The following is an 18251-nucleotide window of genomic DNA, read 5'->3' on the forward strand; positions in this document are numbered from 1 at the left end:
TTCGTTGGTTTAGCGCCTGGTTCCCATGGGACTCATGGCAGTGACCATGCTGTCAATGCCCAACAAGATCAAATAAGCGCTGGCAAAATAGTGGATGGACGTGAAGGTGAGCAGGGGGCTGAAGAGCATCAGGAACCCCAGAATCAGACCGATGATGTGGATGATCATGGTGAAGTAGTACACCCCATCCCCACAGACCAGGCGAATGTAACCCAGATGGGACAGCCGGGACATGCAGTGGGCGATAAACCAGATGGGGAACAGCAGGGTGAGCACCAGGGCCCCGGCAGTGGGGTATACCAGCAGCATGATACCGGACATGACACTGAGAATGCCGGAGACCAGGGCGATCACAGGGCCCAATCCTGTGTAGCGGTCCACTTCGATGAACAGGACGATATCTGCGATCCCCATGATGACGGCGGCCAGGCCGTAGGCAAACACCATGCTCTTGAGGGCGATGCCAGGGGCCGCTAGGGCCCAGATGCCCAGAATCACCAGGAGTATACCGATGATCAGTTCAAGCCATCCGAAACCGGAATGTCTTCTCATGGTTGGTCCCCTCCCGTTAGAATTTCCATGAACTCCTCCCCGGTGATGGTCTCCTTCTCGTAGAGGTAGTTGGCCAACTCGTCCAGCTTGGCCCGGTTTTCTTCCAGGAGAGCCTTGGCTTTCTGATGCTGAGTCCGCACCAGCTCCACCACCTTGCGGTCGATCTCCCGCTGGGTGTCGGGGGAGCAGGCCAGAGAGGTGTCGCCGCCCAGGTACTGGTTGTTCACTGTTTCCAGGGCCACCATGTCAAACTCGTCGCACATGCCATACCGGCTGATCATGGCCCGAGCCAGCTTGGTGGCCTGCTCAATGTCATTGAAGGCTCCGGTGGTCACGGAGCCAAAGACCACCTCTTCGGCGGCCCGGCCTCCGGTGAAGGTGGCGATCTTGTTTTCGATCTCCTCCTTACTCATCAGATACTTGTCCCCGGTCTCCACCTGCATGGTGTAGCCCAGGGTACCGGAGGTGCGGGGGATGATGGTGATTTTCTGCACCGGGGCGGAGTTGTTCTGTTTGGCCGCCACCAGGGCGTGGCCGATCTCGTGATAGGCCACTACCCGCTTCTCGTGGTCGGAGAGGACGGCGTTTTTCTTCTGGTACCCGGCGATGACCACCTCGATGCTCTCCTCCAGGTCAGACTGGTTGACTACCGTGCGGCCACTGCGTACAGCCCGCAGCGCGGCCTCGTTGATGATGTTGGCCAGCTCGGCCCCAGAGGCCCCGGCGGCCATACGAGCGATGGCGTGGAAGTCCACATCGTCTGCGGCGTTGATCTTCTTGGCATGGACCTTCAAAATGGCCTCCCGGCCCTGGAGGTCGGGCAGCTCCACCGGAACCCGGCGGTCAAAGCGTCCGGGACGGGTGAGGGCGGGGTCCAGGGACTCGGGGCGGTTGGTGGCCGCCAGGATGATGACCCCGGTGTTCTCCTCAAAACCGTCCATCTCGGTGAGCAGCTGGTTTAGGGTCTGCTCTCGCTCGTCGTTGCCCCCGTAGCCACCGGCGTTACGCTTTTGGCCGATGGCGTCGATCTCGTCGATGAAGACGATGCAGGGGGCCTTCTCCTTGGCCTGCTTGAACAGGTCTCGGACCTGGGAGGCGCCCATGCCCACGAACATCTCCACAAACTCCGAGCCGGAGATGGAGAAGAAGGGCACATTGGCCTCTCCGGCCACCGCCTTGGCCAGCATGGTTTTACCGGTGCCGGGAGGGCCTACCAGCAGGATACCTTTGGGCATGGCTGCCCCGGCCTGGGTGTACTTTTCGGGATTGTGCAGGTAGTCCACAATCTCAGCCAGACTCTCCTTGGCCTCATCTTCTCCCGCCACGTCGGAGAAGCGGATGCCCTTGGTGGACTGCACGTACACCTTGGCGTTGCTTTTCCCCATGCCGAAGGACATGGAGTTCTTGCCGCCGCCCATCTGCTCCATGAGCTTTTTGTTCATGTACTGGCCCAGCGCCACGAAGATGAGGATGGGCAGCACAAAGGTGAGCAGGAAGCTCCAGATGGGGGAGATGGGCTCCTCAATGACCCGGTCAAATCGGGCGCCGGCCTCGTGGAGCCGCTGGGCCAGGGTGGGGTCCTCCATAGGGCTGGTCTTGTAGACCACGGTGTCCTCTTTGTCGGTGAAGAGAATTTGAGAGTCTTCCACTTGCACCGTGCCTATGTCCTTGTCGTCGATCATGTCCATGAAGGTGCCGTAGTCCACCTCGGTCACCTGTTGACGGGAGAGCAGGGGGGTGATGAGCAGGTTGAAGAGGAGGATGATGAGCAATACAATGCCGTAGTAATAGATCAGTGGCTTTTTGGGTGACTTAACTTCCTTCATTGTGATTCCCCCTTTGTGAACTCAGAAAGCGGGAGGGTCACTCTTCCTTGCCGCAGGCAGAGCAGCTGGCGCAGCCCGTCCAAAGGCTGTCTGCGGTGGGCTTCCAGTTCTCCGCGTAGGGCGTGGTCTTGTCACAGAGATGGTCCACGCTCTCCGGGCTCTGGTAGTCGGTGCTGACGGCTCCGGTCTCCTTGACCATGGCCCGCAGGGCCTCCGGGTTCTCCAACATGGGGCAGGGGCGGAGCATGTTGTTGTTGAAGGGCTGATTGTTGTGATAGGCCATGAAGATGGGGCTCTTCAGGGCGTCTAGCAGGGTGGTGTCGTGGATGTTGCAGTTGGAATAGTGGATGAACACGCAGGGTTCCACGTCGCCCTTGGCGTTGATGTGCAGATATCTGCGGCCACCGGCGATGCAGCCGCCCACATACTCGGCATCGTTTTGGAAGTCCATGGAGAAGATGGCCTTGGTCTTGCGGAACTCCCGGATGCGGTGGTAGACCTCTTCCCGCTGCTGAGGGGTGGGGAGCAGCTCGGTGGCGGCGGCATTGCCCACGGGCATGTAGTGGAAGAACCAGACGAACAGGGCGCCGCTGTCAATGATGTAGTCGAAGAAGGCCTCGCTGGTGATGTCGGCGTAGTTGCGGCTGGTGTAGCAGGTGGAGATACCGAAGGGAAGCCCGTGGGACTTCAGCAGGTCCATGGCATGCTTCACTTTCTGGTACACCCCTTGGCCTCGGCGGGAGTCGTTGGCCTCTTCGAAGCCCTCCAGAGAGAGGGCGGGGACGAAGTTCTTCACCCGCAGCATGTCCTGGCAGAAGGCCTCGTCGATGAGAGTGCCGTTGGTGAAGGCCAGGAACTCGCAGTCCGGGTGCATCTCGCAGATGCGAATCAGATCGGCCTTGCGCACCAGGGGCTCGCCGCCGGTGTAGATGTACATATAGGTGCCCAGTTCCTTGCCCTGATGCACAATGGAGTCGATGGTCTCCAGGCTCAGGTTGAGCTGGTTTCCATACTCTGCGGCCCAGCAGCCGGTGCAGTGCATGTTGCAGGCGGAGGTGGGGTCCAGAAGGATGGCCCAGGGGACATTGCAGCCCTCCCGTGCCTGGGTGGCGTCTTGAGTGGCACTGCCTTTCAAGCTGGCGTTGATGAGGAAGTTCTGGAAAAAGGCCTTGCGCACCCCGGGATCCAGCTGGTACAGCCGCAGAATCAGCTGATACCAGTTGTTCTTCTCCTCGATGGCCCGGCGCACAGCGCCTCTCTGGCTCTCATACCATCCATCTGGGGACAAACGGTCCACCAGAGCCATCAGCTTGGGGATGTTCTCCTGAGGATTTCCTTCGATATAGTTCAGCGCTTGATTCAGAGCAAAATTCTGAATGCCGTCTTTGATACTGCTCATAATTTTCCGTCCTTTCTATGCCTGTTCTGGCTATTTCAGGCATATTATAACGGCATTCCAAGGGGCGCGTCACCGGACATCCTGAGAAATCCGTCGAAAATTCGGACACTTTCCCCAAAGTGTTACCTTCTGGGACAGTGAGGGTCAAGTGTGCATTGAAGCACAGCATGGAGGTGTCTACCATAGGAACTAGCCGGCATTCTCGGAAGGAGTCTTGTCTATGTGCTAATTGCACGGACGGGCTGTCCCAGGTCTTGGAGCGGGCTTGGCCTGGGGGAGAGATATGAAAAAGGCCGTACCGCATCTGCTGCGGTACGGCCTATCAGGTGTGCTGAAAAGGGGCGGGCTAGTTTTGTTTGGCTGCCTCCACTTCCCGGCAGATGGAGGCGGCGCTCTGTTCGATGAACGTCCGGTTTTTAGCCACAAATTCCTCAGGGGGCATGCAGTCCTTGGTCAGCAGCCAGCGCTCCATGGCGCAGATGACTCCATCGGCAAAAAAGTTGATGGCAAACTCGTCAATTTGGTCTGAGTCCAGCAGGTGCTCCAGACGGTCCGTCGTGAGGGGGCGGATATACTCCCGAAAGTGATCACGGAAGGAGTTTTGCCCCTGGACTTGTAGAACCTTGCGGTAGAAGTCATGATTTTGGTAGAAATATTCGCAGGCACGCTGGATGAAGGACCAGTGCTCCTGGTAGGTGTCGTCTGGGTGGGCACCCTGAATCAGGGCGATGAACTCCGTGTCGAAAATCCAGTTCACCAGATCGTACTTGTCTTTGAAGTGGTAGTAGAAGCTCTTGCGGTTCATCTGACAGCGCTCACAGATGTGAGAGACGTTGATCTTTTCAAATGGCAGCTCTGCCATAAGTGCCCGCAGGGCTGTTGCCAAGGCGCGCTTTGTGATATTGGAGTCTGCCATTCTTGTCCCTCCTCTGATTTATCCATCAGTTTACCACACCATGCCCGCTTTCTCAAGACAGCCAAGGGAGGAGAGAAAAAATTGAAAAAAGGTGTTGACAGCTGCCCGCTTCCGTGGTATTATTACTTCCGTTGCTGAGGCAACCAAGCCACTTGCGCGAGTGGTGGAATTGGTAGACTCGCTGGCTTCAGGTGCCAGTGCTCGCAAGGGCGTGCGGGTTCGACTCCCGCCTCGCGCACCAAAAGGACACACGTTGGACGTGTGTCCTTTTTCTTTTGTGGAATACTTCCTAATCATGGAATATATGTCTGCGTACTCCTGTTCAAAAGGGAAGAAATGGTGCGTATGCCTTGCAAACCATGGGAAAAGGGAGTAGAATAGACCAAGATTTGCAAAAGCAAGTCTGTTACATTCACTTGGATAGATGAAGTGAAAGGAGGAAATTAAGATGGCGAGAGTGACAGCGGCTCAGAAGAAGACCGTGACCGAGCCCAAGGTTGAAGCCTCTTTGGAGAAGAAGGTTGTGGAGCAGCCTGTGAAGAAGACCACCCGTACCGCCGCCCCCAAGAAGGTGGAGCTGGCTTACGTGCAGTTTGCTGGCAAGGAGTGGGACATGGCTGAGGTTGTGAAGAAGGCCAAGGAAGATTACCTGGCCCAGGGCAACAAGGCTACCTCCATGAAGAAGTTCTGCGTGTACGTCAAGCCCGAAGAGGGTCTGGCTTACTATGTGGTCAACGACACCGAGACCGGCAGCGTGGAGCTCTGAGATTGAGGCGACACAAGCGTCAAAAACAGCGAGGTCAGGAAATCCCAAAGGGGTTTCTCGACCTCGCTGTTTTTCTATCTACAGAGAGCGGGTCGCAGGACTGTGCGTTCTGCTGCCCGTTGCGATCCTGTCTTAAGAGACCAGGGGCATGATGTAGTTGACCCAGAGGGCGGATATGGGCATGACCAAGATCATGGCGGGCACCATATCGGCGATGGGGAACATCTTCACCTTGATCATACGGAAGCCGGTGGCCAGCATGATGAAGCCGCCGCAGGCTTTGAAGTCGTCTTTCAAAAGCCCTCCGGCCACGGCCCCCACAAGGCCGCCCACCACCACGGACAGGGCGTTGATCATCACGCCAATTGGCATAGGTTCTCTCTCCTTTCTAGATGGAAGCGCAGGTTAGAACAGATCAGGCACCCACTTTTTGGGGTCCAGCTCCTTGAACTTGGAGCGCTGGAAGCGGTGCTTCTGATCGAAGGGGACGGTGCAGTCAAAAATGGCCTTGCAGGCGATGCCGTGGTCCCGGATGGAGGGAGAGATGGTGGGATCGTTGGAGGGGTCCAGGGGATGGCAGCGCACGCCGGGGATGGGGATGAGGTCCACATCCGCCTGGAAGCGGGTGTTCATGGCCCAGATGACGTCGCTGAGGTCAAAGCAGTCCACATCCTCGTCCACCAGGAACACGTGCTTGAGCTCGCTGAAGGCGGAGAAGGCCAGCAGGGCAGCCTGGCGCTGACTGCCCTCGTCGGAGGGCATGGACTTCTTAAATTGCAGTACGGCCATGTACTTGCCGCCGCCGCAGGAGGCGCAGTACACATTTTGCAGCTTGCCGGGCATGGCACGCTCCACCATGGCCAGAATGCTGGCCTCGGTGGGGATGCCCGCCATGGACACATGCTCCTCGCTGGGGCCAATGCAGGACTGCATGATGGGATTTCTGCGGGTGGTCACAGCCTTGACCTTGATGATGGGGACCGCAGGGTTGGCCACACCGGTGTAGCCGGAGAACTCAGGCATGGCCTTGCCGGAATCGGTGTTGATGTCCTCCCGCACCCGGGCGTTGGGGATGAGCTCGCCCTCAATGACGTACTCGGCGTTGGCAATGCACTTCTCGTCAATGGTCAGGCAGGGGACCAGTTCCACAGCCTTACCACGAATGCCGCCAGCGGCGCCCAGCTCGTTGTAGCCCAGGGGGGTCGTGGGGGGCTCGAAGCAGGCGGCAATTTCAATGGCGGGGTCCACGCCCACGCTGATGGAGATGGGCAGGGGCTTGCCCATGGCCTCCGCCTTCTCCCGGAATACGCCAAGATGGCGGGCGCCGGGGACGAAGTACATGGAGATCTCGTCCTTGCTCTGCAGGCACAGGCGGTGGATGGTGATGTCAGACTCTTTTGTCTCTGGGTCAGAGGCATAGCACAGGCCCATGGTGATGTAGGGGCCGGCGTCCTCCTCGGTGTTGGTGGGGGCGGGGATGAGCTTGCAGATATCAAAGCCCTCCTCGGTGGCGTAGTGCACCACCTCTTGGCACTGGGCCTTGGAGGCATCTACCACCACAGGGGGAATGGGGTTGGACACGGCCCGGTTGAGCAGCTTGCCCAGGTTTTCAGGCTTTTCCCCCAGCAGATAGCCCACCCGCTTGCGGCTGGCCAGTACGCCGATGGCCACCCGGGCGTCGGGGTGACCCTTCACGTTATTGAACACCATGGCGGGGCCTTCCCGGGTGGGACGGGAGACGGTGCCGCCGGCGCCGACATAGCGATACACGCCGGAGAGCTCGGCGTTGGGGTCCACTTCCACGTCGGTCTCCACATACTGCCCGTCTACGGTCTGGAGCAGCTCCAGCGCAGAACGCAAATCGTTGATGTTTGCCATGTGAATCACACTCTTTTCTAGACATTGTGGGGCTCTGTCTGGCAGAGCATACCTTATCGTAAAGTATACACCCCGCAAACTTTGGGGGGCAATTCACAAAGGTGGTGCGCCTATTCCCAAAATCGATGGAGAATTTTTGGTGTGGGGAGTTGCATGAGAGGTGTCAGACGTAGTAAAATCCATAAGATAAGAGTAAAAACAAGGGGGAATGAACATGACCATGGCACAGATCCAACACTTTCTGGACATCGTGAATTGGGGTGGGTTTTCTGCGGCGGCCAGCGAGACGTTCATCTCCCAGTCCTCCCTCTCCAAACAGATCAAGTCCCTGGAATCCGAGCTCAACGTCCAGCTGTTTGACCGGACCAACAACAAAATTGCCCTCACCCCAGGCGGCACTGCATTTCTGGAATATGCCAGAAAGCTCAACAATACCTAAAAGGCCATGCTCCAGGACATGGAGCAGTACAGCAGCGCCAAGAAGACCATCTCCATGGGAATTTTGCCTCTGGAGCAGGGATACCGCCTGCTGGAGCGGCTGACCTCCTATCAGGTGGCCATGGAGCGGGTGCAGGTGAACATCACCGAGGACAACCAGGGCAAGCTGATTCCCCTGCTGGACCACGGCAAGCTGGATTTCGCCGTGGTGCGTATGGACGAGCTGGACCCGGAGGTATACGAGTTCCACCCCATCTATCGGGACAAGCTGGTGCTGGTGTACCGGAACACCCAGGAGGGAATCCCGCCGGAGGAATCCGTCTCCCTCTCTCAGCTCTCCCATCTGCCCTTTGTGCTCATGAGCGACGAGTCGGTGCTGCACAACTTGTGTGTCCGGCAGTTCCACCGGGAGAACTTCCATCCTTCGGTAATCTACACCGCCGCCCGGCACCGGTACCTGCTCAGCCTGGTAAACTCAGGGCTGGGGGTGACCATCCTGCCCAAAGCCCTGGTGAATACCGACCTGTTCCCAGATCTGTGCTGCAAGGACCTCAGGGGGGACATGGAGTCCCTCATCGGGGTGGTGCGCCTCAAGCACGCCCACCTGTCTGCTGGGGCGGAACACCTCTATGAGTTCTTTGCACAGCAGGGCATACTGGCCCAGGAACCATGAAAGGACGAGACACAGACATGAAACGGCTTATTGTAGCAATCAGCGGCGCCACGGGGGTGCAGATGGGGGCCAGACTGTTGGAGGTGCTCCACCACATGCCCCAGGTGGAGACCCACCTGGTGATCAGTCGAGGAGCAGAGGTGATCTTCCAGCGGGAGACCTCCATAGACTTGGAAGAGCTGAAGAAGCTGGCGGACTACACCTATGACGTGGACAATCTGGCAGCCGCCATTTCCAGCGGTTCCTACCGCACCGACGGGATGATCATTCTCCCGTGCAGTATGAAGACCCTCTCGGGATTGGCCAACGCCTATGACGAGGACCTCATTGTGCGGGCGGCGGACGTGTGCCTGAAAGAGAACCGCCGGGTGGTGGTGGTGCCCCGGGAGATGCCTCTCAACCGCATCCACTGCCGCAACCTGCTCACTGCCTGCGAGGCGGGGTATGTGATCATTCCGCCTATGCTCACCTTTTACAGCGACTACCCCACCGCCCAGGACCAGGTGGACCACATCATCGGAAAAATTCTCATGCAGTTTGACCTGGACTATGAGCGGTTCCAGCCGTGGAAGGGGTGAGGGGCATGGATTTGGAAGTGAAGGTGGGCAGCGACCCCTGCGCCGTCCGTCTCACCCTCTCCACCACCCAGGGGCGGGGCCTGTGCGGCTTCCTCACCGGAGGTGTGGCCCATGTGGGTGGCGTGGCCTACGCCGTGCCCCGGCCCAAGTCCTCGGGAGAGGGGCTCACAGCGGACCTCAGCACCGTCTGCGGCCCCGGGCACAAGGACGTGTATGCCGCTCAGACGGTGGCAGAAACGCTCTGCCTTGCTACCAACGAGACGGTGTGCATCTGTGCCGGGCTGCATCTGGACCACGCCAGCCAGGCTCAGATTAAAGAGATGATGGACAACTGTACCCAGGCGGCCCAACAGGCGGCGGAGGCGTACGAGAAGATGGGAGGCCAATGACATGGAAGACCTGCTGATCTGTGTAGACCCCCTGGACGTGCCAGTGGGCACCATGGGGAAGGAGGAGTGCCACCGGAGGGGGCTGCTCCACCGGGCGTTCTCCATCTTTTTGTATGACGGGGAGCGGGTGCTCCTCCAGCGCCGGGCCCTCCACAAATACCACTCCGGCGGGCTGTGGGCCAACTCCTGCTGCTCCCATCCCCGGGATGGGGAGACGCTGGAGGTGGCGGTGCAGCGCAGGCTCATGGATGAGCTGGGGGTGTCCTGCCCCTGCCGGGAGGTGGGCAGCTTCGTCTACCGCCACCAGTTCGCCCCAGACCTGTACGAGTATGAGTATGACCATGTGTTTGTGGGGGCCTATTCCGGACCGGTGACCCCCAACCCGGAGGAAATCATGGAGACCCGGTGGTACACCAAGGAGGAGATTCTCTCCCTCCTCATCCAAGACCCCGCCCGCTTTGCCCCCTGGTTCATCACCGCCTTTCCTATGGCAATCAACCACATGAAGTAAAAGAGCTGCGGCGCAGAGATAATTGCGCCGCAGCTTGTTGTCATTTCAGGAACCGTTTCAAGAGGTTGAACTTGGAGGGGGTGTAGGGGTGGTAGCGCAGAGGCACGTCCACCTGCTGGCCGCCCACCAAGATGCTTTTATAATGAGTGAAGGTGTCGAAGCTGGCTTTGCCGTGGTAGGCCCCCATGCCGCTGTTGCCCACCCCGCCGAAGGGTAGGTAGGGGGTGGCCAGGTGCAGAATGGTGTCGTTGAAGCAACCACCGCCGAAGGATAGACGGGAGGTCACCAGGTCTTGCATCTCCCGGCTCCTGGAGAAGAGGTACAGGGCCAGAGGCTTCTCCCGATTGGAGACAAAGTCCACCACATCCTGGGGTGTGGCGTAGGAGAGAATGGGGAGGACGGGGCCGAAAATCTCCTCCTGCATCACCGGGGACTGGGGGTCTACCTGGTCCAGCAGGGTGGGGGCGATCTTGCCGTCCCGGGCCTGTCCGCCCAAAAGGATGGTCTGGCCCTCCAGTAGACCCAGAATGCGGCGGTAGTGCTTGTCGTTGACGATCTTGCCGTACTCGGGGTTGGACAGGGGGTCGTCCCCCAGAGCGTCGAGGAGAGTCTTTTTCAGCTGCTCCACCAGCTGGTCTTTCACCTCCTGCTGCACCAGCACATAGTCTGGGGCCACACAGGTCTGTCCGGCGTTGAGGAACTTACCAAACACGATGCGCTTGGCGGCCAGAGCCAGGTCGGCGGTCTCGTCCACAATGCAGGGGCTCTTGCCGCCCAGCTCCAGGGTCACGGGGATGAGGTTCTGGGCGGCCCGGCGCATCACTTCTTTGCCCACGGTGACCCCGCCGGTGAAGAAGATGTAGTCCACACGCTGATCCAGAAGGGCGGAGTTCTCCGCCCGGCCTCCCTCCACCACCGCCACATACTGGGGCTCGAAGGTGGCGGCGATGAGTTGGGAGAGCACCTTGGAGGTGGCGGGGGCATAGGCGGAGGGCTTGAGAATGACGCAGTTGCCTGCGGCGATGGCTCCCAGCACCGGGGTCAGAGACAGCATAAAGGGATAGTTCCAGGGGGACATCACCAACACCACCCCATAGGGCTGGGGGTAGCGGCGGCTCTTGGCGGGAAACAGAGTCATGGGGGTGTGCACCCTCCGGGGCTTGGCCCAGCGGCGCAGGTGGGAGCGGAGGTAGGAGAGCTCCTCCAGCACTTGCCCAATCTCACAGAAGTAGCTCTCATAGGGGTGCTTGCCCAAATCTGCCTGGAGGGCTGCCTCAATGTCTGGCTGCATGGCTAGGATGTTGCGGCGCAGACGGTCCAGAGCGTCCAGACGGACGGCCGCAGGCAGGGTGGCTCCAGAGCGGAAGTGGGCGTGTTGGTTGGAAACCAGAGTGGAAATATCCATGGGGTGTTGAACTCCTTTTAACATTGGGGGAAGTGGATGGCGTCGGGGGACAGGGCAGCACAGGTGTCGATGGCCAGGTCCAGGTTCTCCTCCATGTGCTCCACCTCCCGGCTGAAGGCGCAGCAGAGGGCAATTTCCTCCGCCTGGCTGAGGGCTTCTCGCTCTGCCCACTGGGTGAGGAACAGATGGTAGAGTAGAATCGTGCTGCACGAGACAAAGGCCGCCCGTCCATAGAGTTGGTCATCGTTGACGGTTTTATGCCAGTGGCGGAAGAGAAGATACTCCGCCACGTTGGTGAGGTGGCGCTGCCACTGGGGGAACTGGCCCTCGAAGCGGCGGCATAGGTTCTGGTACTCCGCCTCGGTCAGACCCTCTAGCAGCTGGAAGCACTGGCTCAGACGCTGGGGCCAGGTGGGACGCAGGGGCTCCAGGGAGGAGAAGAACCGACACAGGGTCTGGGCGAATTCTTTCCCGTTCCCGGTGGAGGAGAGGGGGCGGATGGAGAGGACGGCCTGGGCCATGGCTGGGTAGTCCTCGCTGTCGATGGAGTCCTGTAGCGTGTCCGCCAAATACAGCACCCCTTGTAGGCGTTCCCAGAGGGTGTACTGCTGCTCCTCCATCCCGTCCAGGACCGCTTGCCGGGTGGTTTCCAGTCCGACGAGCAGCTGGGGCGGGATATCGGGGAAGGGCTGGTCCGGGTGGCCGTCGTCCACCTCTTCCACCTGGAACGCGGGGCTCTCCAGCAGCAGCCGGGCCACCTCGGGGCAGGATATAGCCAGGGAGGCCTCGGTGAGGTTGCCGTACTCCTCGATGAATCGGGGATAGGCGGCGCAGTGGTCGCACAGATGGGACTCCCCCCACTCCTTTTGGATGGCGCATAGCCCGTCCGGGGTGAGCATGGTACAAAAGCCCCGATGGTCCAGGCGGAAGCAGGTGTCTCCCTCCTCGTCGGTGGTGAGGCTCTCTTGGAGACGCTGGGCCAGGGAAGCGGGGGCGTGTTGGTAGTCGGAGAGGGTCTCCTCATCCAGGACAATGTCCCAGTCCCGGCAGCAGGTGTCGGGACAGGCGCCGCCCAGGCAGCGGAAACCGGGATAATAGTTGGGATGACGATGGAGCACAGTGATTCCTCCTTTGGGTGACAGTATAGCCAAACGGGCGGGAAAAAGCAAGGACCCGGCACGAGAGCTTCTCTGTGCCGGGTCTTGTAGGTGTGCGCCACGTCAATCGTCTCGCTCAGACTCGTATTTCAGAACTTGGCCGTTGGTGGCGTTGATTTCGTACTCATACTCCATGTTGCCCACATGGAAGGAGATCTCGTAGCGGGCCACGCCATCGTCGTGGTCCAGCTCATTTTCCAGCCGGGAGACCTGAGAGGCGTCCACTCCAGCGTGCTTGCAAGCGGCCTGGAGGGCGGCGTCATAGCCGATGTAGGACCCGGTGGAGGTTCCTTGGTTCTGATTCTGGTTGGTGGAGTTGTTGGATGCAGAGCGGTGGGCGTAGTGATCGCAGGTGTCCTGCTCGAACTTTACCACGTCGCCCGTGGTGGCGTTGATCTCATAGTCGTATTCCACTCCGGCAGAGCAGAACTCAATTTCGTAGTAGGTCACGCCGTCGTCCTCGTCCAGCTTCACGGTGAGGGACTGGGCGGCGCTCTGGTCCACCTTGGCATGGGACAGAGCGGCGGTGGTGGCGGCAGACTCGCCGATGAAGGTGGTGTTGCCCTGAGCGCCGGTGTTACCGGAACTGGTGTGCCAGGTGTGGTCGCAGGGCTCCTGCTCGTTCTTCACCACACTGCCGTCCGTGGCGTTGATGTCGTACTCGTACTCGGTGCCGCCGCTGCAAAAGTCCAGCTCGTACACCATGACGCCCTTGGACCAACCAAACTCGGTGCTCAGCCCCTGCACATCGCTGGTGGCGATGCCGGCGTGGTCGCAGGCGGCCTGCAAGGCGGCGTCCTGGCCGATGTAGGCCTGATCGCTGGTGGTGCCGGTCTGGGACACCCCGGTGGTAGTCAGGTTGCGGGAGGAGGCGATGAGGGAGATCTCGCTCATGGACAGGGGGGCCAGGGACTCAAAGGTGAGGGTGCTGTCCTGAGCGATGACCTCCTGGATGAGGCTGGCCTTTCCGGCGGAGATGTTGTACTGCTGGGCCAGCTGGGCCAGGTCGTCGTCCACGGTGACGGTCTGGGTGAGGATGGCCCCGGACTGGAAGGCGCCGGAGATGGTGGTGGTGAGCTCGTTCTGGAGCTGGGTGGCGGTGTCGGCGTCAGCGTTCTCCACCGATACCAGAATGGCGTTCTCCAGCTCGTCCAGATACCCCTTCTGGAGGCAGGCGCCGATGATGGCGTTGACGGCGGTCTCCAGGTTGGTGCCCTCCAGCTCCATGCCGCCCATGATGTCCTTGGCGTCATCGTTGAGAGGGGTGGCAGTGGTGACAGTCTCCTTGTTGTTGACGGACAGGGCGATGCTGGGGTTGATGTCCAGGGTCACCACCGAGTCGGCGGCACTTGCCTGTTGGAAACGGGAGATGCCAAAGATACTGCCGGCCACAATGGCCAGGGCGGCTGCGGCGGAGAGGGGGGCGATCCAGCGGCGCTTATTAGAATTGTTTTTCATAGAGATCACAGTTCCTTTCTGTTCCTCGCAGGCGGAAAGGATGGCATCCAACTGATCGGGGGCAGCGTGGGTGGCCGCCTGTTGAATTCGCTTGTGAATTTCCTCGTGGGTCATCTCAGTCTGCCTCCTTCCATGCGGCGTTAAGCTTTTTAATGGAACGATGGTACTTGGAAAGAACTGTGGGTAAGGGCAGGGACAACAGCTGGGCGATCTCCCGGTGCTTGAGCCCCGTGAGGGCGTGAAGGGTGACGATCTGCCGCTCCTGGTCATCCAGAAGGGAGAGCAGGGAGTCTAAGGTGAGCAGGTCGTCCTGGTCCACCATGGGATTGTGGGAGAGCCGGGCCAGATGCGCCTCCTCCAGGGGGAGGGTGTGGGACTGCTCCCGGAGCCGGGACAGGGCCAGATTGCGGGTGATGGTGATGATCCAGGCCATGGGCTTTCCCTGGGAGCGGTAGGACCCGGCGCTGTGATAGAGTTGGATAAAGGTGTCCTGGGTAATGTCCTCTGCATGGTCCACGTCTTTCAGTACCGACAGAGCAAAACCGTATACGGCGGCCTTGGTGGTTTGGTAGAGGCTGGCCAGGGCCTCTTTGTCTCCCTGGGCCATCCGTGTGATGAGATCATCCAGCTGGTGGCTGTCGTGCCCGGAGCGCTCAACGGGCAGAGCCGATGTGAATAATATCATGGTTTCACCTCTGTTCATCTATATAACGCAGGAGAGGACAGAATTATTGCGCGTGCCTCAAAAATTTTTTTGAATAATTTCTTCCGCCACTTTGATGCCGTCCACGGCGGCGGAGGTGATGCCTCCGGCGTACCCGGCCCCCTCGCCGCAGGGATAGACGCCCCTTACAGAGATGGACTGGTAATCCTGGCCCCGGATGATGCGTACCGGGGAGGAGGAGCGGGTCTCCACGCCGGTGAGAACCGCCTCAGGGGTGGCAAAGCCCTTGAGCTTCCGGTCAAAGAGGGGGAGGGCTTGGCGCAGGGTGTCCAGTACATAGTCGGGCAGCACCCCCTCCAGGCTGCCCCATACCACCCCGGGCCGATAGGAGGGGAGAATGGAGCGGGGCCCAGAGGAGGGCTGCCCGGCCAGGAAGTCCCCTACCGTCTGGGCGGGGGCCATGGGATTGCCGCCACCGTAGGCCCAGGCGGCCTCTTCCCACTGTTCTTGGAATCGTACCCCGGCCAGAGGGTCGTCTCCGGGGAAGTCGTCGGGACCCACGCCCACCAGGAAACCGCCGTTGATGTTCTCCTGGTCCCGGGCCCGCAGGGACATGCCGTTGGTGACCACTTGCCCGTCTTGGCTGGCGGAGGCCACCACCTGCCCGCCGGGGCAGACGCAGAAGGTAAAGGCGGAACGGCCGTTGGGCAGGTGACAGGACAGCTTGTAGTCGGCAGCGGGCAGCTTGTCCCAGCTGGGACCGAACTGGGCCTGACTCACCGCCTCCTGCTTGTGCTCAATGCGTACCCCGATGGCAAAGTTCTTCTGCTCCATGGCCAGCCCGCTGTCTAGGAGCATGGCGAAGGTGTCTCGGGCAGAGTGGCCGGGGGCCAGCACTAGGGTGTCGCAGGGGAGGGTGTAGACTTCACTGTCGTGGGTGATTTCCACGGCGGTGATGGCTCCGTCCTGGATGTGCAGCCCGGTGAGCTGATGGTCGAAGCGCACCTCCGCGCCCAGAGAGATCAGCTCCTCCCGCATGGATTTGACCACCTGGCGGAGAATATCGGTGCCGATGTGGGGCTTGTGGGACCACTGGATGTCCTCGGGGGCCCCGTGCTCCACAAAGGTGCGGAACACGTGGGCGATGCGGGGGTCGTTGATGCCAGTGGTGAGCTTGCCGTCAGAGAAGGTGCCGGCGCCTCCCTCGCCAAACTGTACGTTGGAGCGGGAGTCCAGCTTCCCGGTGGACCAGTACGCCTCCACCGCCTGGGTGCGCTGGTCCACGTCGCCGCCGCGCTCCAGCACGATAGGTTTCAATCCAGCCCGGGCCAGGGTCAGGGCGGCAAACAGTCCGGCGGGGCCGGTGCCCACCACCACTGGGGGGAGGGAAGAGGTGCGGCCCAGGGGCGGCAGGGTGTAGGGCTTCTCCTCCCACAGGGTGACCCCCTTGGGGTGACGCTTTAACACCGCCTGCTGGTTGGACACCTGTACCCGTACCGAACAGACGTAGTGCACGTCCTGCTTTTTCCTCGCGTCAATGGACTGGCGGGTGAGTACCACCTGGGACAGGTCCTTCACCGACACCCCCAGGTGCTTGGCCAATTTCTTATATAAGGTTGTCTGGTCTGCGTCAATGGGCAGACGGAGATTGGTGACATGCAGCATATTACAACACCTTAGAACCGTTGATAACCAACTGGAATTTCAGAGAGAAGAACTCGGCGGCCTTGCGGCACAGGAGCATGCGGGAGAGGAAAATCTCGAAGTAGTCCATTACCGCACAGATCTCGGTGTCAATGGTAATGGACAGGGTCAGAGTCTTGGCCTGAGAATCCAGGGTCAGGTCGGAGTTCTCCACGGCATAGTTGACCCGGTCGTGAATGTCGAAGTTAATGGTGTCCTGGTTGCGCACCCGGCTGCGGCGCACGTCGCTCTTGTCCGCCAGAATGAGGGCGGCGGCCACGGCGTTGACCGGATAAGCGGTGTGCTCGTCGTGGTTGCCGATGGCGGTGATCACCACCGCCACGTCGGCAGGCTCCATGCCCATCTTGTCCAGAATGCGGAAGGCCATGACAGCGCCGCTCTGGGCGTGGTCCACTCGGTTGATGACGTTGCCAATGTCGTGCATGAACCCGGCGATCTTGGCCAGCTCAATGTGCCGCTCATCGTAGCCCAGGTCCTGCAACAGCTGGGCGGCGGTCATGGCACACTTGGTGACGTGGGCAAAGGAGTGCTCAGTGTAGCCCAGGGCCACCAGAGAGGCATCGGCCTGGGTGATATAGGTGCGGATTTCAGGGTTGTTGCGCACCGCTTCAAAATCAATCTTCATTGGAAATCTCCCGTAAGTCGTAGGGGGTGGTTTGATAGACGTAGTAGTTCAGCCAGTTGGTGTACAGCAGCTGTCCGGCGGACCGCCAGTTGACAATGGGGGCCTGGTTAGGGTCGTCCTGAGGGAAGTAGTGGGCGGGGACGGCGATGTCCAGGCCACGGTCCACATCCCGGAAGTATTCCCGGGCCAGGGTGTCCTCGTCGTACTCCGGGTGGGCGAAGATGAAGAAGCGGCGGTTGTCCATGCTCTTCACGCCGAAGACCCCCGCCTCGTCGGATACCGCCAGCAGCTCCAGCTCGGGGATGGCCTGGAGGTCCTCCAGGTGCACCTCGGTGTATCGGGAGTGGGGGGCATAGAAGCGGTCGTCAAAGCCCCGGAACAGAGGGGACTGCTTGCGGATGATCTGGTGCTGATAGATGCCAAACAGCTTGTGGGGCAAGGTGTGCTTTTGAATGTGGTAGTGATAGTACAGCCCGGCCTGAGCGCCCCAGCAGATGTGGAAGGTGGAGTGCACATGGGTGCGAGTCCACTCCATGATCTGACACAGCTCCTCCCAATAGTCCACTTCCTCGAAGTCCAGGTTTTCCACTGGGGCCCCGGTGATGATCATGCCGTCATAGTGGTTGTTGCGGATTTGATCGAAGGTGGTATAGAAGGAGTCCAGGTGATGGCTGTCGGTATTCTGAGAGACGTGGCTGCTGGTCTTGAGCAGCTGTACATTGATCTGTAAGGGAGTGTTGGACAGCTTGCGCAGCAGCTGCGTCTCGGTGACGATCTTCGTGGGCATAAGATTCAGAATCAAAAGATTCAAAGGTCGGATGTCTTGGTGGAGAGCACGGTGCTCTGTCATCACGAAGATATTCTCGCCCTCCAATACACTGGTAGCAGGCAGGGAGTCGGGAATACGAATGGGCATAGGGATACCTCCGCTCTTACATTATATAGTAGATATAGCAAACCTACGATACCACAGGAGGGCGGGAAAAGCAAACGATAAAAAGTTGAAAAAAGGTGTTGACAAATGAGAGAAGAGCTGGTATAGTATCTAAACGTGCCCCGGACGAAACAAAACAACGCCAAACAGCTTCGAAAAAAGTTGAAAAAGGTGTTGACAAGTTGAAAACCGCGTGGTACAATAAAATCCCGCTGATGAAGCGGTTTGTACCTTGTAAATTAAACAATGAGAAACACGAAAAGCACCAGAAGGACACGAGTCCTTCATGGAAACTGGTAACACAGTGAAATGAAGGGTCTCATCAATTCATATCTTTGAAGTTAAGAGATTAGCTTCAATAAAATTGATTTGAACGGT

The 18251-nt window shown here is 59.5% G+C and carries 18 protein-coding genes, 1 tRNA gene and 1 pseudogene; 7 read left to right on the forward strand and 13 right to left on the reverse strand.

The window, feature by feature from the left end:
- Nucleotides 1-9 precede the first annotated feature (9 nt).
- The 4 genes from E0L15_RS10320 to E0L15_RS10335 all read right to left on the reverse strand — a co-directional run bounded on the left by E0L15_RS10320 (nucleotide 10) and on the right by E0L15_RS10335 (nucleotide 4693).
- A complete protein-coding gene (locus E0L15_RS10320; RefSeq protein WP_168125530.1) occupies nucleotides 10-552 on the reverse strand; it encodes a DUF308 domain-containing protein in 543 nt (180 codons plus the stop codon).
- Nucleotides 549-2378, reverse strand: a complete 1830-nt coding sequence (gene ftsH / locus E0L15_RS10325) for an ATP-dependent zinc metalloprotease FtsH (protein WP_168125531.1) — start codon at nucleotides 2376-2378, stop codon at nucleotides 549-551. Before ftsH ends, E0L15_RS10320 begins: the two co-directional genes overlap by 4 nt.
- 37 nt (nucleotides 2379-2415) lie before the next feature.
- Complete coding sequence (locus E0L15_RS10330) at nucleotides 2416-3777, reverse strand: radical SAM protein (protein WP_168125532.1); 1362 nt, start codon at nucleotides 3775-3777, stop codon at nucleotides 2416-2418.
- A gap of 346 nt (nucleotides 3778-4123) precedes the next feature.
- A complete protein-coding gene (locus tag E0L15_RS10335; RefSeq protein ID WP_168125533.1) occupies nucleotides 4124-4693 on the reverse strand; it encodes a TetR/AcrR family transcriptional regulator C-terminal domain-containing protein in 570 nt (189 codons plus the stop codon).
- Between the two features lie 154 nt (nucleotides 4694-4847).
- Here E0L15_RS10335 and E0L15_RS10340 point away from each other — a divergent pair.
- A tRNA-Leu gene (locus E0L15_RS10340) sits at nucleotides 4848-4934 on the forward strand.
- Between the two features lie 207 nt (nucleotides 4935-5141).
- Nucleotides 5142-5459: a DUF6465 family protein gene (locus E0L15_RS10345; RefSeq protein ID WP_087230798.1), complete on the forward strand. Its 318-nt coding sequence runs from the start codon at nucleotides 5142-5144 to the stop codon at nucleotides 5457-5459.
- A 132-nt stretch (nucleotides 5460-5591) separates the two neighbouring features.
- On the opposite strand, the pseudogene E0L15_RS10350 reads toward E0L15_RS10345, so the two are convergent.
- Nucleotides 5592-5747: pseudogene (locus E0L15_RS10350) on the reverse strand (DUF554 family protein); the annotation flags it as partial.
- Nucleotides 5748-5864: 117 nt separating this feature from the next.
- Nucleotides 5865-7337, reverse strand: coding sequence for a UbiD family decarboxylase (locus E0L15_RS10355; protein WP_168125534.1), 1473 nt, complete (start codon nucleotides 7335-7337; stop codon nucleotides 5865-5867).
- Between the two features lie 214 nt (nucleotides 7338-7551).
- Between E0L15_RS10355 and E0L15_RS10360 the strand changes: the two genes are divergently transcribed.
- The 5 genes from E0L15_RS10360 to idi are packed head-to-tail and all read left to right on the forward strand — an operon-like array spanning nucleotide 7552 to nucleotide 9926.
- Nucleotides 7552-7776 carry a LysR family transcriptional regulator gene (locus E0L15_RS10360; RefSeq protein WP_158099856.1) on the forward strand — a complete coding sequence of 75 codons (225 nt, stop codon included), beginning with the start codon at nucleotides 7552-7554 and terminating at the stop codon, nucleotides 7774-7776.
- 6 nt (nucleotides 7777-7782) lie between these two features.
- Nucleotides 7783-8448, forward strand: coding sequence for a LysR family transcriptional regulator substrate-binding protein (locus E0L15_RS10365; protein WP_168125535.1), 666 nt, complete (start codon nucleotides 7783-7785; stop codon nucleotides 8446-8448).
- Between the two features lie 17 nt (nucleotides 8449-8465).
- Nucleotides 8466-9026 carry a UbiX family flavin prenyltransferase gene (locus tag E0L15_RS10370; RefSeq protein WP_168125536.1) on the forward strand — a complete coding sequence of 187 codons (561 nt, stop codon included), beginning with the start codon at nucleotides 8466-8468 and terminating at the stop codon, nucleotides 9024-9026.
- Nucleotides 9027-9031: 5 nt separating this feature from the next.
- Complete coding sequence (locus tag E0L15_RS10375) at nucleotides 9032-9415, forward strand: hypothetical protein (RefSeq protein WP_168125537.1); 384 nt, start codon at nucleotides 9032-9034, stop codon at nucleotides 9413-9415.
- A gap of 1 nt (nucleotide 9416) precedes the next feature.
- Nucleotides 9417-9926 (forward strand): isopentenyl-diphosphate Delta-isomerase, encoded by a 510-nt coding sequence (gene idi / locus E0L15_RS10380; protein ID WP_168125538.1) that lies wholly within the window; start codon nucleotides 9417-9419, stop codon nucleotides 9924-9926.
- A gap of 40 nt (nucleotides 9927-9966) precedes the next feature.
- Here idi and E0L15_RS10385 read toward each other — a convergent pair whose 3' ends face one another.
- From E0L15_RS10385 to metA, 7 genes are all read right to left on the reverse strand, one after another.
- Complete coding sequence (locus E0L15_RS10385) at nucleotides 9967-11331, reverse strand: aldehyde dehydrogenase (RefSeq protein WP_168125539.1); 1365 nt, start codon at nucleotides 11329-11331, stop codon at nucleotides 9967-9969.
- Nucleotides 11332-11348: 17 nt separating this feature from the next.
- On the reverse strand, nucleotides 11349-12449 hold the full coding sequence (gene fliB, locus E0L15_RS10390; protein ID WP_168125540.1) for a flagellin lysine-N-methylase: 1101 nt from the start codon (nucleotides 12447-12449) through the stop codon (nucleotides 11349-11351).
- Nucleotides 12450-12551: 102 nt separating this feature from the next.
- A complete protein-coding gene (locus E0L15_RS10395) occupies nucleotides 12552-14060 on the reverse strand; it encodes a PepSY domain-containing protein (RefSeq protein WP_168125541.1) in 1509 nt (502 codons plus the stop codon).
- 1 nt (nucleotide 14061) lies between these two features.
- The gene (locus E0L15_RS10400) at nucleotides 14062-14631 is read right to left on the reverse strand and encodes an RNA polymerase sigma factor (RefSeq protein ID WP_087230767.1); all 570 of its coding nucleotides are present in this window, start codon (nucleotides 14629-14631) and stop codon (nucleotides 14062-14064) included.
- A gap of 57 nt (nucleotides 14632-14688) precedes the next feature.
- On the reverse strand, nucleotides 14689-16275 hold the full coding sequence (locus tag E0L15_RS10405; protein ID WP_168125542.1) for an FAD-dependent protein: 1587 nt from the start codon (nucleotides 16273-16275) through the stop codon (nucleotides 14689-14691).
- Nucleotide 16276: 1 nt separating this feature from the next.
- A complete protein-coding gene (locus tag E0L15_RS10410; RefSeq protein ID WP_087391158.1) occupies nucleotides 16277-16939 on the reverse strand; it encodes an HD domain-containing protein in 663 nt (220 codons plus the stop codon).
- The gene (metA, locus tag E0L15_RS10415; RefSeq protein WP_087230757.1) at nucleotides 16929-17855 is read right to left on the reverse strand and encodes a homoserine O-succinyltransferase; all 927 of its coding nucleotides are present in this window, start codon (nucleotides 17853-17855) and stop codon (nucleotides 16929-16931) included. Before metA ends, E0L15_RS10410 begins: the two co-directional genes overlap by 11 nt.
- Between the last annotated feature and the right edge of the window lie 396 nt (nucleotides 17856-18251).

Origin of the sequence: Pseudoflavonifractor sp. SW1122 (genome assembly GCF_012027765.1) — a bacterium.
GTDB classification, from domain to species: domain Bacteria; phylum Bacillota; class Clostridia; order Oscillospirales; family Oscillospiraceae; genus Enterenecus; species Enterenecus faecium.

Bases quoted from the DNA above. Each gene is read 5' to 3' on its own strand.
- E0L15_RS10320 (WP_168125530.1), bottom strand. From the start codon at position 552: ATGAGAAGACATTCCGGTTTCGGATGGCTTGAACTGATCATCGGTATA.
- E0L15_RS10385 (WP_168125539.1), bottom strand. From the start codon at position 11,331: ATGGATATTTCCACTCTGGTTTCCAACCAACACGCCCACTTCCGCTCT.
- metA (WP_087230757.1), bottom strand. From the start codon at position 17,855: ATGCCCATTCGTATTCCCGACTCCCTGCCTGCTACCAGTGTATTGGAG.
- ftsH (WP_168125531.1), bottom strand. From the start codon at position 2,378: ATGAAGGAAGTTAAGTCACCCAAAAAGCCACTGATCTATTACTACGGC.
- E0L15_RS10360 (WP_158099856.1), top strand. From the start codon at position 7,552: ATGACCATGGCACAGATCCAACACTTTCTGGACATCGTGAATTGGGGT.
- E0L15_RS10355 (WP_168125534.1), bottom strand. From the start codon at position 7,337: ATGGCAAACATCAACGATTTGCGTTCTGCGCTGGAGCTGCTCCAGACC.
- E0L15_RS10400 (WP_087230767.1), bottom strand. From the start codon at position 14,631: ATGATATTATTCACATCGGCTCTGCCCGTTGAGCGCTCCGGGCACGAC.
- E0L15_RS10330 (WP_168125532.1), bottom strand. From the start codon at position 3,777: ATGAGCAGTATCAAAGACGGCATTCAGAATTTTGCTCTGAATCAAGCG.
- E0L15_RS10335 (WP_168125533.1), bottom strand. From the start codon at position 4,693: ATGGCAGACTCCAATATCACAAAGCGCGCCTTGGCAACAGCCCTGCGG.
- idi (WP_168125538.1), top strand. From the start codon at position 9,417: ATGGAAGACCTGCTGATCTGTGTAGACCCCCTGGACGTGCCAGTGGGC.
- E0L15_RS10375 (WP_168125537.1), top strand. From the start codon at position 9,032: ATGGATTTGGAAGTGAAGGTGGGCAGCGACCCCTGCGCCGTCCGTCTC.
- E0L15_RS10345 (WP_087230798.1), top strand. From the start codon at position 5,142: ATGGCGAGAGTGACAGCGGCTCAGAAGAAGACCGTGACCGAGCCCAAG.
- E0L15_RS10395 (WP_168125541.1), bottom strand. From the start codon at position 14,060: ATGACCCACGAGGAAATTCACAAGCGAATTCAACAGGCGGCCACCCAC.
- E0L15_RS10410 (WP_087391158.1), bottom strand. From the start codon at position 16,939: ATGAAGATTGATTTTGAAGCGGTGCGCAACAACCCTGAAATCCGCACC.
- E0L15_RS10405 (WP_168125542.1), bottom strand. From the start codon at position 16,275: ATGCTGCATGTCACCAATCTCCGTCTGCCCATTGACGCAGACCAGACA.
- E0L15_RS10365 (WP_168125535.1), top strand. From the start codon at position 7,783: ATGCTCCAGGACATGGAGCAGTACAGCAGCGCCAAGAAGACCATCTCC.
- E0L15_RS10370 (WP_168125536.1), top strand. From the start codon at position 8,466: ATGAAACGGCTTATTGTAGCAATCAGCGGCGCCACGGGGGTGCAGATG.